Source organism: Clostridium sp. Cult1 (assembly GCF_021655095.1).
Classification (GTDB): Bacteria; Bacillota; Clostridia; order Tissierellales; family Tepidimicrobiaceae; genus Schnuerera.
The window spans coordinates 1,180,394-1,196,378 of sequence record NZ_PPXW01000001.1; the positions used below are offsets into that span (position 1 = coordinate 1,180,394).

The window sequence follows — 15,985 nt, forward strand, 5'->3', positions numbered from 1 at the left end:
TTGAGGTGATATAAATGGATAAATACACAATAGGAGTTGATTTCGGAACACTGTCAGGAAGAGCATTACTGGTAAATGTGAATACGGGAGAAGAGATAGATTCCAGTGTATATGAATATCCCCATAAGGTTATGGATGAAAGATTGCCATCAGGAAAAGAATTGCCCCATGACTGGGCTTTACAACATCCTCAGGATTATATAGATGTGTTAGCAAAGACCATACCAGATGTGTTGAAAAGAAATAATATAAATCCCGATGATGTAATAGGTATAGGAATAGATTTTACAGCTTGTACAGTAATTCCTGTTAAATCAGATGGAACCCCTCTATGCTTTATAGAAAAATATAAGGACAGGCCTCATGCTTATGTAAAGCTATGGAAGCACCATGCAGCCCAAGATTTAGCAAATCAACTTAATAGCATAGCTGAGGAAATGGGAGAAGAATGGCTTAATAGATATGGAGGTAAAATATCTTCTGAATGGTTATTTCCTAAAATATGGCAAATATTAAAAGAGGATCCAGAACTTTATAATGAAATGGATAAGTTTATTGAAGCTACGGATTGGATAATATGGCAATTAACGGGAAAGGAAACTAGAAATTCTTGTACAGCAGGATATAAGGCTATTTGGAACAAGAAGAAAGGCTATCCAGATAATTCTTTTTTCAAAACTTTAGATCCTAGATTGGAAAATGTGGTGGATGAGAAATTATCAAGAGAAATAATCCCTATTGGAAAAAAGGCAGGAGAAATTACCGAGTATGCTTCTAAGCTAACTGGGTTAAATACAGGGACAGCAGTGGCTGTTGGTAATGTAGATGCCCATGTTTGTGCACCTGCAGTAAAGATATATGAACCAGGGAAAATGCTTGCTATAATAGGGACATCTACTTGTCATGTTCTTTTAGGAGAAGAAGAAAAAGAAGTGCCAGGAATGTGCGGTGTAGTTGAAGATGGTATCATACCTGGATATTTTGGCTACGAAGCAGGCCAATCTTGTGTAGGAGATAGTTTTGCATGGTTTGTTGACAACTGTGTCCCAGCTGAATATATGAAAAAAGCCAAAGAAGAAGGAATAAGTATACATCAGTATTTAACTGAAAAAGCAGCAGAATTAAAGGTAGGAGAAAGTGGATTAATAGCTTTAGACTGGTGGAATGGTAATAGATCAGTATTAGTAGATGTGGATCTAACGGGATTGATAATAGGGATTGACCTTCAGACAAAACCTGAAGAAATATATAGAGCTTTAATAGAATCTACTGCATATGGTACCAGGATGATTATAGAAACATTTAGAGAAAATGGAGTACCAGTTAATGAATTTTATGCTTCCGGTGGAATATCTCAGAAAAATCCATTTATGATGCAAATATATGCAGATGTATTGAATATGCCAATCCATATAGCAGGAACTGAGCAAGGGCCGGCTTTAGGTTCGGCAATATTTGCAGCTGTAGCTGCTGGGAGTAAAGAAGGCGGTTATGATAGCGTAATTGAGGCATCAAGGATTATGGGTAAAGTAAAGGATATGGTATATACACCAATAAAAGAGAATGTAGAAGTATATGATAAATTATTTAAAGAATATAAAAAACTCCATGATTACTTTGGAAGAGGAACAAACAATGTAATGAAACGATTGAAAGACATTAAGAAAACTACTATAAGGTAGGAGGTAAAGATATGAAAAACTATGAATTTTGGTTTATAATAGGAAGTCAACATCTATATGGAGAAGAGGCTTTAGAGCAAGTAAGGAAGCATGGAGAGATAATGGTAGAAGGATTGAATAAAACTCCACATATACCATGGAAAATAAGATTAGTTGATATTGGAACGACACCAGATGCCATTACTAATTTAATTGAAGAAGCTAATTATAATAAAAATTGTGCAGGAATAATGACTTGGATGCATACTTTTTCACCATCCAAGATGTGGATAAGAGGGCTTACCAGATTAAACAAACCATATCTTCATATGAATACTCAATTTAATAGAGAAATTCCTTGGAATGAAATAGATATGGATTTTATGAACTTAAACCAATCAGCTCATGGAGATAGGGAACATGGGTTTATCGGAGCTAGACTAAGATTACCAAGAAAGATAGTAGTAGGATACTGGGAAGATGAAGAGTTTCAAATCAAAATAGGGAATTGGATGCGTTCAGCCATAGGAGTAATGGAATCTCGAAATTTAAAGGTTGCTAGATTTGGGGACAATATGAGGGAAGTAGCAGTTACTGAAGGAGATAAAGTAGAAGCTCAAATTAAATTTGGCTGGTCTGTTAACTATCATCCTCTGGGAGATTTAATACAATATATAAACTCTATTGGCGAAAAAGAAATTGATGAACTAATGAAGGAATATGAAGAAAAGTATGCTCTAGATACAGAGAATATGGATTCTGTAAAATACCAAGCACGAATAGAATTAGGAATGAGAAAATTCTTAGAAGAAGGCAATTTTGGTGCCTTTACAACTACTTTTGAAGATTTATATGGATTAGATCAATTACCTGGATTAGCTGTTCAAAGACTTATGGAAGCTGGTTATGGATTTGGTGCAGAGGGAGATTGGAAAACTGCTGCTTTAACTAATATTATGAAAACTATGGCTAAAGGACTCGACGGAGGTACATCTTTTATGGAAGATTATACCTACCATTTAACAAAAGGAAAGGAACTAAACCTTGGTGCACATATGTTAGAAGTATGTCCAACTATTGCAGCTGATAAACCTAAAATCCAAGTACATCCACTAGGGATAGGCGGCAAAAAAGATCCAGCTAGAATGGTATTTGACGGTAAAGAGGGTAATATAATACTTGTATCATTAGTAGATTTAGGCGGTAGAATGAGATTAATTGTAAACGATGCAGTGGCTGTGAAACCTTTAGCCAATATGCCTAATTTGCCAGTGGCAAGAGTTATGTGGAAGCCTTTACCAAATTTACAGACTTCTGCAGAAGCATGGATACTTGCAGGAGGAGCACACCATACAGTAATGAGTTATGCTTTAACAGCTGATCATATGAGGGACTTTGCAGAAATGGTAGGAATAGAATTCATCCATATAAATGAAGATACAGATATAGTTGAACTAAAGAAAGAATTGATGTATAACCATATTGCTTGGAAACTAAATATATAAGGAGAATTTTTATGTTAAAGGATTTAAAAAAAGAAGTTTATGAAGCGAATATGTTATTGAAAGAAAGCGGTTTAGTGATACTAACTTGGGGCAACGCTTCTGGTATTGATAGAGAAAAAGGTCTATTCGCAATTAAACCCTCAGGAGTGCCTTATGATAAGATGAGACCAGAAGATATGGTGGTTATGGATCTAGAAGGGAATAAGGTGGAAGGCGATTTAAATCCCTCTTCCGATACACCAACCCATTTAGAATTATATAGAAAATTTAAGGATATTGGTGGAATAACCCATACTCATTCTAAATGGGCTACTATATGGGCTCAAGCTGGTAGAGGAATAGAAGCATATGGCACTACACATGCAGACTATTTTTATGGAAAGATTCCCTGTACTAGAAGTATGACGGAAGATGAAATAAAGGGAGATTATGAAAGGGAAACAGGAAAGGTAATAGTGGAAACCTTTAGAGGCATGGATCCAACTCTTATTCCAGCAGTACTTGTAAAGTCTCATGGACCTTTCGCTTGGGGTAAGAATCCAATTGAAGCAGCCCATAATGCTATAATTTTAGAAGAGATTGCTTTAATGGCTTATGGTTCTGAACAATTAAACAGAAATATTAATAAAATGGACCAAAATTTATTAGACAAACACTTTTTAAGAAAACATGGTAAGGACGCATATTATGGACAAAGAATTTAAACAATAAAATGGATTCAGGCATATTGTCTGAATCCAATTTTGATATAGAAGTCTTTTTTATAGGGAGGAGAAAAAATGAAAATATCAAAGAAAATATTTGGAATATATAAAGATCAAAATATAATTGAATATACATTGAGTAATGAAAAAAACTTTAATATTAAGCTATTAAACTATGGTGGAATTATAAGGGAAATCAATTATAAAGATAAAAATAGAGTGTTAGGATTTGATAATATAGATAGTTATGTAAATAGTACTGGTTATTTGGGAGCCTTAGTAGGTAGAGTAGCAGGCAGAATTTCTAATGGAAAAATCTATATAAATAATAAGCCATATGATTTAGACAAAAATGAAGGTTCTACTTGCCTACATGGAGGAAGGAAGGGGCTTTCATTCCAACTATGGGAACTAGAAGAAGAAAAAATTACGAAAGATTCAGCTAGTATAACTTTAAAACATATTAGCCCAGATATGGAAGGGGGATTTCCTGGAGAATTGATGGTATATGCTAAATATACTATAGATAAGGAGGATTCTCTTATAATAGAGTATTTTGCAGAAACCAATAAAAGTACCCCGATTACCCTTACCAATCATAGTTATTTTAATCTTAACGATGATTTAAACGAAAATATATTAGATCATATACTTAGAATAGATGGAGAGGAGTATATAAAATTAGATGAAAAAAATATTCCATTAAAGATTTCAAAAGTTGATGGAACACCCTTTGATTTTAGACATGGTAAGGCAATAAGAGAAGATATGGATTTAACCAGTGAGGACCTAAAAATTACTGGAGGGTATGATCACCCTTTTATATTAAACAGGCATAATGACTATCCAATTGAACTATATTCTGAAAAGTCTGGTGTAAGATTGATTATAGAAACTACAGAGCCGGTGGTAATCCTTTATACTAGTAATGGTATAGATGAAGATTTACTTCTATCAGGAGGAGAAAAAACTTTTAAATATCAAGGGGTATGTCTTGAAACCCAATGGTTTCCCGATGCATTAAATCAAAAGTATATGCCAAAAAATATTTTACATCCAAATGAAAGATATTATAGTAAAACTAAATATTCTTTTAAAGAATAAGTTTTTATTACGATTATATTCGTTTTTTGGCAACATATAAATGCATATTTTATGATTCATAATTAGAAACTATAATATAATGAATGTAAAAAATATAAATGGAGGATTATTAATGTCTAAGGATAAGATTTCAACTTTTGTTGCCAATTTAGCCATGTTATTAGCCTTGGAATCCTATTCCCCAGAAAAAGCAGAAGCAAATTTAGATATAAAAGAGGATTGTATTGAAATTCAAATTGATGAAACGGAAAAAGAAGAGATTAAAATAGATACTCCTAATATATCCGGACCAGTTAATAATTTGCCTTGGGTAAAGGATGAAGAGTTCTTAAAAGCTCAAAAAGACCATGATACACCTGTTTTAATGGCAGCCTATTGTGCAGTATTAATAGACCCACTACCAGGAGAAGAATATAATGTAAAGCTAGCTGCCAAATCCCTTAAAGGAATAGTATTATCTTCTCAGGAAATATTTTCTCAAAACAAAATGATAGGTCCCTATACCAAAGAAAGGGGATATAGAAAAGGGGCATCTTTTGCCGGGCCTAATATTGTAGAAACAGAGGGAGGTGGTGTATGTAAAATTGCATCAACTTTATATAATGTGGCCATATTAAGTGATCTAGAGATAATTGAAAGACATAATCATTCTATGCCAGTTAACTACGTACCTTATGGGCAAGATGCCACTGTAGCTTATGGACATAAGGATTTTAGATTTAAAAATGATAAAGATTTCTCCATATTAATCTGGTCAGAAATCGTAGAAAATAGACTATATATAGGATTATATGGGCAAGAAAAACCGCCAAAAGTAGAATGGAAACATCATATTACAAACAAGGTGGAAGCTCCTATCCATTATAAAAATAATCCAAACCTAAAAGAGACAGAAGAAAAAGTTATTCTGAAGGGAATAGATGGAGCTACAGTAGAATCTAATATAAAAATTATATACCAAGATGGTACAATAAAAACAAAAAATTTAGGAGTTAGTAGATACCTTCCCTTACCCTATGTAATAGAAATTAATAGATGAGGATAAGGGAGTATCCTCTTTATAACCAAGTAGAGTCCAGGGGAAAGCAAATGAAACTATATATTAAGGTCAATATAATTCATTTCTATTAGTTTTAGCTTTTCTTTTCTGCTTAGTTGTTTTATCTGCCATTCTCGTCTTTGGGCATCTATTTTATTATCGCATTCTTCAGAATACACCAACTTTACAGGAAGTCGGGCTCTAGTATACTTAGAAGCTTTTCCTTCATTATGGACTTTTAGTCGATTTATTAAATCTATTGTCCACCCCGTATACAAAGTCTTATCTGCACATTCTAAAATATATACATAGCACATTTTATCACCACTACTTTATCAATTCTTTCAGTACTTTAGAAATACAATCATAGGAATAGCCACGTCTTTGAAGGAATCCTCCTAATTTCCTATAGATTTTATCCCTATCATCATTTCTATAGGAAGACATTTTTTTCTTTGCCAATTCTAAAGCTCTAGGGTATTCATTATCTTCCATTAAAACTTCCTTAATTATTTCTTGAGAGACACCTTTCCTATATAGATCGTATTTGATTCTTTGAGGACCATGCTTATTCAACTTCACCTTATCCTTAACAAAACTATTAGCATAGTCCTTATCATCTACTAGACCATAGTTTTTTAGGTAGACTAAAGTTTTATCAACTATACTTTCCTCAAAACCTTTTTCTTTCAATTTATCTGTAATTTCCTTCTCTGTTCTTTTTCTATGAGCTAAGAAATTTAGTGCAATACTCTTGGCCTTTAGCTGCTCTTCCTCTAATAATACTGTTTCAATAAAATTATTATCTATATCCATTCCTTCATTTAAGTTATATTTATATTGAGTTTCTACCATAAGTCCAAAGGCAAATTCACCATCTATATAGATACTGACTCTTTTATCATTTTTTTGTGGTTGAATTTTTGTAATAATCATATTATCACCCGCTTTATATATCAATAGCTTTTCTAATAAATCTTACAGTTCTTTCTAGTGTATTTACAGTTCCTATATCCTTAAATTTTGTATCGAAGGAATGTCCACCTTTTCTATGGACTAAAAAGGTATACTTTATTTTATACTTCTTCAACGCCTTTGCAAGCTTTACAGAAGATTTAAAGGGAACTGTAGTATCCATTTTTCCATGAGCAATTAAACAAGGCACCATTCTATCACTTATCCAATGAATAGGAGAGTAGTAATTATATATTTCCTCTTTTTTCACAGGACTACCTTTTAGGGTTTGTTTTGTTGCAAACCTTGCGAATATGGATTTGTTTTCCGAGATAAAAATATCATTTAAATCTGTAGGAGAATAGTAGGCCACTACCCCCTTAATTCCCTTCATATCTTTTTTATTTTTTTGATTAGTATGATAGGTAGAATATAATAAGGAAAGATGACCTCCTGCTGATAATCCCATCAATACAATATTATCCCGATCAATATTTAGTTTTTTATGATTCTTCCTTACATAGTTTAAAGCATCTGTATAGTCAGATAGTATATCTTCCATAGTATTCCTATAACCATATCTATAATCAATACTAACTACGGCTAAACCTTTTGAAGCCAAGAATTTACACCAAGAAACATTATTAGGCTGATTTCTAAAACCAGAAATCCATCCGCCACCATGGCAAAAGAATACCAGGGGATTTTTCTTACTTGTTCTAGAAGGTAGCCATAGATCTAATTTTAAATCCCTATTTTTAGTACGCTTATATACAAAAGTTCTATTTTCAAACTCTTTACTTACCTCAATAGGAACTTTTGATCTAAGGGTTTTCCATCCATAGATAAACAGGGATATTAAAAAATAGTAGAATCCCAAGCTAAAATCCTCTATAGTCAAAAAAATAAAGATTAAAAAAAGATATATTTTATTGGCTATGAAATAAGATTTTTTAAGTTTTTCTTTAATTTTATCCATAAACACCATCCAAATTTATTTTTCCAATGGATTTTCTATTACTTCCCTAGTAAGCAATGCTTTTTTTGCCTCTTTGGCATTAATATTCAACTTATGAAGAATATATTTTGCAAGAAAATATCCAAAGGGTAACCAATTTACATGACTAATAGGTAATACCTTTCTATTAGCACCATACATTTCATTATATAGCACCTTCCTAGATTGAATAGGTAAGGTGGAATCAAAATAGGCATCTATGAAAGTAACCTTTTTCATATCTAATAAATGGGCATAGGAAATAGGATCTATTTTAAATAAGGGATGAATTTCATCATTAGATACTATTTCATCTAAGGACATACTTTTTACTTTTGAGAATTCTTCATCATAAATATTATATAGCCTTTCTTGATTATCCAGATCGAAATCTGCTTTGAAACCTTTATCAAACATTCTTCTGACAAAGGCAGTAGCAGGAGATTGGTGAAGTATTCTAGGTATATGGCCACCAGTAGTCATAAACAATAGATGATTAATCCTAGAATCTAAAACTCCAACCATTGTGGAAATCATTCCTCCTAAACAATATCCAAGAATTATATTGTTTTTTTTCCAGTAGTTTGATTGTTCAAGTAAATCGATGGTGCTTAGAGTATCCACAACACCATGTTCCCAGAATCGATACATAACATTTATATCAGGATAAAGGTAGCTTCTACCACTCATGGAATTATCCTCTACTCTAGTATAATTACCTGGAAGTATTAATATGGTAGTACTCACTCCGACATTTGCTAAATGAGGGCCCAGCCATAATAAAAATTTAATATTTCTACTTCCTAATCCGTGAAGGACTAAAGTAGAGGCTCGAACTTCCTTTTTAGGTTGGAAAAAGTACATTTCCACATTTTCGGTACCAGGTGAATAATTTTCATATAGAGTCCTGTATCTAACATAGCTACATCTGTAGCTTTTACCTTTAAATATATATCCAGACACATAGTCTATATCTCTTTTATTATAATTGAAATTAATTTTCATATCTATTCCTTTCTAATCTAAAAATCATAGTGAATTTATTATATCATATAAGGGGAAAATTACTCATGAAATCCCAAAGAGGTATTATTTTACCATAAAGTACCCTAAAATATAGAGGATCCATATATGGACTGGATAAAATATATAGAAAAAATACTTAATATTAGGGCCTCTTTTGCCATTATACATAAGAATAAAAGGCAGTGCAAAGACCATCATCCATTGAGGGTTTTCAATGAATAGATTTTCGTATGTAAATCCACCTTGTATGAAAATAGCAGAAACTATAATATAAGCTAAAGATAATCGTACTTTATCATTTTTAAAGAAATGGAATATAAACACTAGGGCTGTAACCATTAAAGACCCCTCAGCAAAGGCGGACAACAATAAAATTATAAAGATCATCAACCTATTTCTATCATCTTTCTCTACATTGATTAGAAAAGCTATTCCCAAAGCCATAGAAAAGAATATATTATTTGGTATAGAAATATCCCTTCTGAAAAACAACCAAACAATGGAATTTCCAACAAACATTATAGCCGCCCAAGTAAATAGTCTTTTCATATAGGTTTTGGTATCACTAGTATGGATATACCCTTCAGTTAATAAAAAGATGAAGATAGGGGCAACCAATCTACCTAACCAGTGAAACCAATAAGGGGTTCCAGGAATAAATTGAGCAATATGATCAAACACCATAAATATAGCCATTACCATTTTTAATACAAAGCCATTAAATATTTGATATCTCACAACTTTTCTCCTTCCAAGAAATATTTATGATATACTTGTTTTTAAAGGACCATAAAACAATTATAGCAAATTAATCATATTTGGTATATAATATGTATTTACAAATGAGTAAGAAATGAGGTTAATATCATGTATAATATTGTCAACTGCATATCTAATATTCATGATTTTAATAAGCCTATATATATTCAGCAGGGAATAGGGGTAGAGATACAAGATTTTATAAAACCTGATTTATTAGACAAAGGATGGGAAGAAAGGGTAGAGGAATATAAAAGTGCTTTAGATGGATTTTCCAATACTTTATCTTTACATGGACCTTTTCTAGATTTAAAACCTGTCAGCCCAGATAAAAAAATAAGACAAGCAAGTTACGAAAGATATATTTTAACTTTAAATATAGGTAAAAAGCTAGATGTGGATTATATAATATTCCATAGTCAAATAAGTCCTTGGATAAAAGATCCTAATATAAAAGAGCTTACTAATAGATTAAATAAAGAGTTTTGGCACCTAATATTAAAGGAAGTAGTGGACTATAAGGGAAAAATACTTATAGAAAATATATTTGAGGATAATCCAAATTTTATAAAAGATTTAGTAGATACTATAAATCTACCTAATGTCAAAGTGTGCTTAGATATTGGTCATGCATTACTAGAAAGTAAAGATGATTTAGAAAACTGGATAAAGGTGCTAAAGGAAAGGATTGAATATATCCATTTTCATTGGAATGGTGGGGCTTATGATGAGCACCATAGGCCTTCTAATGAAAATATAGCATTTCTTAAGAGATTATTAGATAAATATAGCATTAATCCAATAATAGCCCTAGAGTATGATATTGATAATTTGAACGATGAAATTAAAAGGATCAGGAATACTTAGTTTTTCCCTAATCCTTTTTCGTCTTTTAAACTAAGTAGCACTATGGCTAAAACGATAACTGAAAATCCATAAGCTCCAATAAAAGTTTTTTTGCCGGTATTTACATTATTTTTTTCTTCATCAATAGGTAAAAAGGTTTCCATTGCTTTCTCAGAATCAACATATTTAAAATCTATTCCTTTATCATGGAAAACCAAATCAAAATTTCCAGCCATAATTTTTTCTAAGTCTTTAGCACCTAAGTAAATTCCTTCTTTATATATAATTGGTTCCTTGTCCAATATCAGCTCCTGGTCACTTATTTTAGCTTTTCTATTGCCTATTTCTAGATTGACAATATTACCGAGATTAATACTTCCCCTTTTATTGTCCTTAAATACAATATTTAGGTAGTGAAATAGTTTTTCAATTGGGAGATAGACTTGTCCATCTATTTCATAAACTGATTCTAAATACTTTTTTTCCTTATCCTCTAATTTTATATTAAGGTTAATAGGTTCACTTTCTTCTATTTTATCTACAAAATAGGAGCGTATTGGTTTTCCAGGACTTACTCCTTCTACAATACCATTTTTATTTTTAACCATAACACCATTGATAATTACATACTCCACTCCTATTGAAGGAAGGTTTGTGTCCTTTACAGTACTTTTATCTATTATTGTTTCTGGGTCAAATATTGTAATATCTGCATCACTACCTATTTCTATTCTTCCCTTATATCTCATCTGTGGAGCAACAGATTCCATCCTTTTAGCAGGTAAATAGCTTACTTTTTTTATGGCATCCATAGTTGAAAGAACCTTTTTTTCCCTTACATATTTACCAAAAAGCCTACCATAGGTTCCTGCTCCTCTTGGATGGTTATTTCCAGAGGGTTCAATTATAGTATCACTACCTATCATAATATAAGGGTCCTTTAATGCCATAATTAATTCCTCTTCCGGCATAGATCCATGTGCTGCCACTAATAAATGTTGAGTTCTATACTTGTCAAAGGTATCCTTAGTAATACGTATATCAGTACCCCCTATCTGTAAATCCTCATAGGTTATTCTAGATCTTTTCTGCCATCCAGGTCTAAATCTAGCTGAATCAATATAGGTAGCCCAAAAATCATAAGGATAAACACAAGCAGTAATATCCAGTCCCTCTTCTCTAGCTTTATTAACCATTTCCAAAGCTTTCTCCATGTGGAAGGTTCCTCCTGTACTGTTAATATGCATTATATGGATTATAGCGCCAGTTTTTTTACCATATTCTATAACTTCTTCTATACCTTCCAATCCTTTATCTACATCTGAATATCGTAAATGGTAAAAGGTGGGCACATTATATTCTTTAGCTAAATTAAGCAAAGGAACAACTTCATGCTTTATACCAGGTACATATTCAAAGCTAAAGGAAATACCTAATGCTCCTGCTTCTATATTTTTTCGAACATTATCTACTAATTTTTCTATATCCTCTTTATTAGTCATCTCAGTATCTATTCCATAGCCAACTATTGGCCAACGTTGTCTAGTAATAAAAGAGGAAGCACCAAAATTCGTTAAAACTCCATTCTTAGACCAAGCCCGATACCATTGTTCTGCATCTTCCGTACCACCGTGCATAGCTAGATTACTAGTTACTCCATCTAAAACTTTAAGCCTAATACCCACAGAATTAGGGTCATAGGATATGAGATCTATAAAACCAGGAGAAACGACTAATCCAGTTGCGTCTATTTCTTCTTTTCCAGAGATATCTTCCTTGGTAATTCTTAAGATTTTACCATCTTTTATTCCTAGATTATATCCGATTAATTCATGATCTGTTGAAGGATTGAAAATATTGCCATTTTTGATTACAATATGATACTCTTCTTTTTCTGCTATTGATTCAAAAGGTAGTAGACAAAGGATAAGGATAATAATAAGTATTTTTCTCATATATTCACATCCCTGTTTTACATTTATTACTTAAGATAATAGTATCATATGTAAATAGACTCTTCTATAAAATTGGTGAAATATTATAAAATCTTGAGAATTAATACCATATATGACAAGATAATTTGGCCTTATTTAGGAACTCTAATAAACAAATATTTATATAATTAAAGGTTGATTTAATTTAGGGAAATAGAAGAGTATAAGGATTTAAAACGGCTTAAAAATTTATTGGAGCTAATATTAAATAGATTTAGAAAAACACCTTAATTTTAAGGTGTTTTTCTATTCACTATATATCAATCTATATTTTCCATTTTCTATAATAAATACCTTCTCAATTTCATCATCTATTATATCCATAATATCCTCATGAAATCTAAACTTGGCACCTATTCCACAATTAGAACTTAATTGTCTAGGTACAGGCATAAGTTCACATTCTATATTATTTGCTTTACAATTTCTATTAAATTTAATTGCACCAGAATGAGTAAAAAATATTGCTACATATTCATTCATATTATTTCCTCGCTACAATTAAAATATCTTCTTTTTCATTTTTATACTCTAAATTATAACCTAAATTTTTTAAAAATCTAGTAATATTATTTTTTGCAGTATTATTATCTACTAAAATATCAATTCCTTCAGTATGTTTTTCAATTGCATTTTTAGTCATTAAAACAGGTTGAGGACAAGACATACCTCTTACATCAATTTTTTCCATTAATTCCATCTCCCTTCAAACTAATTACTATCTGACTTGGGCACCACTGAAAAAGTGCTTAATTTGTCATTCTGAGCGTTAACGAAGAATCTATAAATAGCTCAAAAGCAAGGTCCTTCACATTTGGTTCAGGATGACAATATGACTTTTTCAGCAGTTTTTTGATTTGCCTAATGTTTTTTTATTTACTAGCATTTCTGAATTTACTAAAGATACAACAAGGACTAATACAAAACAAATAAGTACTGCTATTTTACCATTATTAGTAGCGCCAGCAGGACTAGAAGCCAGACCAAAATTATGAGCTATGGCTGCACCTACTAAACTCCCCATAACTGTTACTGAAGAATCTGCATTTCCTTCACCGGCTAGTATAAGCTGTCTTAATGGACAACCACCAAGAAGTACAGAACCCCATCCTACTAATGCCATTCCTAAAAAGTTCCATAATCCATCAGTATGTGCTACAGGTTGATCTGCAAAACTAGGATTAAAATATCCAAAAATTAAATTTCCTATAAAAGCGAATACAAGAATTGCTAAAAAACCAGCTAAAAGATAGTTGTCTTTAAACATAATCATATCTCTTGTACCGCCAACCATACAGAGCCTTGTTTTTTGAGCTAATATACCTACTATTAATCCTGCAAATAATGCAATCCAAATAGGAGCGTGCATTGAACCAGGACCTTCTTCACTAAAGATTAACATGCTAAAACCAGATAATAATAGAAGGAATAACCCAACATTTACAATTGGAAAAAGGTAACCTTCAAATTTAGGTAAATTATAACTTCTCTTTAGGTTGAAACCTTTGTTTAAAAAGAAAACACCTACAAATATGCCTACTACAAATCCTACAATTCCTAAAATGGCATTTAAATCACCACCTGCTAACCTTAACACCATCCTTAAAGGACAACCTAAAAACATTAAGGCGCCTATCATTACTACAATCCCTAAAACAAACCTAGTAAAAGGTGATGAACCACCCTTAGCTTGAAATTCTTTGTTTTTCATTGAAATAATAAATGCACCTAAGACAAGTCCGATTATTTCAGGACGAATATACTGGACTATAGGTGCTCTATGCATACCTATACCACCTGCAATATCTCTTATAAAACAGGCTATACAGAATCCCATATTCATTGGATTTCCAAATTTCACTAATAATACAGAAATTATTCCAACGATTGCTCCTGTAATAATAATGTTTCTTTTTTCTTTCATTAAAAACCCTCCTTAAAAATTAAATTATGGCTTTATCTAAAGTTTAACAATAAATACCTAAAAAGTATAATAGATAATTTGAATGTATTTGGCATATACCATAAACTTTATCTATATATATTGATAATTCATTTTAATAGATGTATTCTTTAATTAGTAAGCAAATTAGTTATTATTAGGACATCAAAAAATATTTGGAGGTGTAATCGTGAAAGGATTATATTTAGATAACGGAGCAACAGCTTTTCCTAAGGCACCGGGAGTTGCAGAAAGTATGTCAAATTATTTATTAAATGTAGGTTGCAATGTAAATAGGGGAGCTTATAAGGGTTCTTTTGAAGCTGAGAATATAATTTTTGAAACTAGAGAATTAATATGTGAACTATTTAACTATAATAAAGTTGAAAATGTAATATTTACTAAAAACATTACAGAAAGTCTTAATGTATTGATAAAAGGATTAGTTAAAACAGGAGACCATGTAATAGTATCATCAATGGAACATAATGCAGTTACTAGACCATTAAATAGCCTTGTAAAAATAGGAGTTGAATTTACTAAAGTCCCTTGCAATAAATTAGGAGAATTGAATCCTGAAGATTTATTAGAATATATTAAACCCAATACTAAAGCTGTAGTTATGACCCATGCTTCAAATGTTTGTGGTACTATTTTAGATTTAAAAAGAGTGGGATCTATATGTAAAGAAAATGGATTATATTTTATCATTGATACGGCACAAACAGCAGGCTTTTTAGATATTGATTACAAAGATATAGGAGCTGATGCTATAGCATTTACAGGGCATAAAGGTCTATTAGGTCCTCAAGGAATTGGAGGTTTTATTGTAAATGATGATATGGTGACAGTATTGGATACTTTCATAGAAGGAGGTACAGGTAGCTTATCTGATAAGGAAATACAACCTGAATATATGCCCGATAAATTTGAAGCTGGAACATTGAATATTCCAGGAGTTTATGGATTAAACGCTTCTTTAAGATATATTTTAAAGGAAAAGGTAAAGACCATAAGGGAAAAAGAATTACTTTTAGTAAATCACTTTATTGAAGAGATTTCAAATATCCAAGAAGTGAAAACTATTGGGAAAAAAGATTTAAAAGATAGAACTGGAGTAGTATCAATAGATGTTCCTCATATGGATAATGCTGAAGTATCTTATAATCTATATAATGACTTTGGCATAATGACTAGATGTGGACTTCATTGTGCACCATCAGCTCATAAAACTTTGGGAACTTTTCCAAAGGGTACGGTTAGATTTAGTTTTAGTCATTTTAATACGATAGAAGATGTAAATTATGCAGTGGACGCAATAAATAAGATAGTAAAAGGTTGATAGACTATGTATAAAGCCTTAGTTTTTATTATAATAATGAAAACTAAGGCTTTAATTTTTTGATTATTTTCATAATTTTATTGCATTTATATTAATAAATATTATACAATAA

At 31.5% G+C, this 15,985-nt stretch carries 16 protein-coding genes; 7 read left to right on the plus strand and 9 right to left on the minus strand.

All coding sequences use genetic code 11. The annotated features are described in order from the left end of the window. Positions 1-14 precede the first annotated feature (14 nt). The 5 genes from araB (at position 15) to C3E89_RS05785 (ending at position 6,013) form a co-directional block, all read left to right on the plus strand. Entirely contained in the window at positions 15-1,682 is a 1,668-nt protein-coding gene (gene araB, locus C3E89_RS05765) for a ribulokinase (protein WP_236911521.1), read from the plus strand. Between the two features lie 11 nt (positions 1,683-1,693). Beyond that, entirely contained in the window at positions 1,694-3,166 is a 1,473-nt protein-coding gene (gene araA / locus C3E89_RS05770) for an L-arabinose isomerase (protein WP_236911522.1), read from the plus strand. Positions 3,167-3,177: 11 nt separating this feature from the next. Beyond that, positions 3,178-3,870 (plus strand): L-ribulose-5-phosphate 4-epimerase, encoded by a 693-nt coding sequence (locus tag C3E89_RS05775; protein WP_236911523.1) that lies wholly within the window; start codon positions 3,178-3,180, stop codon positions 3,868-3,870. 75 nt (positions 3,871-3,945) lie between these two features. Continuing rightward, complete coding sequence (locus C3E89_RS05780) at positions 3,946-4,974, plus strand: aldose epimerase family protein (protein WP_236911524.1); 1,029 nt, start codon at positions 3,946-3,948, stop codon at positions 4,972-4,974. Between the two features lie 112 nt (positions 4,975-5,086). Further along, positions 5,087-6,013, plus strand: coding sequence for a VanW family protein (locus C3E89_RS05785; protein WP_236911525.1), 927 nt, complete (start codon positions 5,087-5,089; stop codon positions 6,011-6,013). Positions 6,014-6,069: 56 nt separating this feature from the next. Here C3E89_RS05785 and C3E89_RS05790 read toward each other — a convergent pair whose 3' ends face one another. The 5 genes from C3E89_RS05790 to C3E89_RS05810 form a co-directional block, all read right to left on the minus strand. Beyond that, positions 6,070-6,330, minus strand: coding sequence for a GIY-YIG nuclease family protein (locus C3E89_RS05790; RefSeq protein ID WP_236911526.1), 261 nt, complete (start codon positions 6,328-6,330; stop codon positions 6,070-6,072). Positions 6,331-6,340: 10 nt separating this feature from the next. Continuing rightward, positions 6,341-6,949: a regulatory protein RecX gene (locus C3E89_RS05795; protein WP_236911527.1), complete on the minus strand. Its 609-nt coding sequence runs from the start codon at positions 6,947-6,949 to the stop codon at positions 6,341-6,343. 13 nt (positions 6,950-6,962) lie between these two features. Further along, a complete protein-coding gene (locus tag C3E89_RS05800) occupies positions 6,963-7,946 on the minus strand; it encodes an alpha/beta hydrolase (RefSeq protein ID WP_236911528.1) in 984 nt (327 codons plus the stop codon). A gap of 15 nt (positions 7,947-7,961) precedes the next feature. Further along, on the minus strand, positions 7,962-8,969 hold the full coding sequence (locus C3E89_RS05805; protein WP_236911529.1) for an alpha/beta hydrolase: 1,008 nt from the start codon (positions 8,967-8,969) through the stop codon (positions 7,962-7,964). 84 nt (positions 8,970-9,053) lie between these two features. Then, complete coding sequence (locus C3E89_RS05810) at positions 9,054-9,728, minus strand: TraX family protein (protein WP_236911530.1); 675 nt, start codon at positions 9,726-9,728, stop codon at positions 9,054-9,056. A 129-nt stretch (positions 9,729-9,857) separates the two neighbouring features. Between C3E89_RS05810 and C3E89_RS05815 the strand changes: the two genes are divergently transcribed. Beyond that, complete coding sequence (locus C3E89_RS05815) at positions 9,858-10,616, plus strand: sugar phosphate isomerase/epimerase family protein (RefSeq protein WP_236911531.1); 759 nt, start codon at positions 9,858-9,860, stop codon at positions 10,614-10,616. Here the strand turns inward: C3E89_RS05815 and C3E89_RS05820 are convergent. The 4 genes from C3E89_RS05820 to yedE all read right to left on the minus strand — a co-directional run bounded on the left by C3E89_RS05820 (position 10,613) and on the right by yedE (position 14,513). Further along, the gene (locus C3E89_RS05820; RefSeq protein ID WP_236911532.1) at positions 10,613-12,550 is read right to left on the minus strand and encodes an amidohydrolase family protein; all 1,938 of its coding nucleotides are present in this window, start codon (positions 12,548-12,550) and stop codon (positions 10,613-10,615) included. The genes C3E89_RS05815 and C3E89_RS05820 overlap by 4 nt on opposite strands. 285 nt (positions 12,551-12,835) lie before the next feature. Further along, positions 12,836-13,072: a DUF3343 domain-containing protein gene (locus C3E89_RS05825; RefSeq protein ID WP_236911533.1), complete on the minus strand. Its 237-nt coding sequence runs from the start codon at positions 13,070-13,072 to the stop codon at positions 12,836-12,838. Position 13,073: 1 nt separating this feature from the next. Next, on the minus strand, positions 13,074-13,280 hold the full coding sequence (locus tag C3E89_RS05830) for a sulfurtransferase TusA family protein (protein ID WP_236911534.1): 207 nt from the start codon (positions 13,278-13,280) through the stop codon (positions 13,074-13,076). Between the two features lie 150 nt (positions 13,281-13,430). Continuing rightward, positions 13,431-14,513: a YedE family putative selenium transporter gene (gene yedE / locus C3E89_RS05835; protein WP_236911535.1), complete on the minus strand. Its 1,083-nt coding sequence runs from the start codon at positions 14,511-14,513 to the stop codon at positions 13,431-13,433. Between the two features lie 208 nt (positions 14,514-14,721). On the opposite strand from yedE, the gene C3E89_RS05840 reads away from it, so the two are divergent. Further along, positions 14,722-15,873, plus strand: a complete 1,152-nt coding sequence (locus C3E89_RS05840) for an aminotransferase class V-fold PLP-dependent enzyme (protein ID WP_236911536.1) — start codon at positions 14,722-14,724, stop codon at positions 15,871-15,873. The last annotated feature ends 112 nt before the right edge of the window (positions 15,874-15,985 follow it).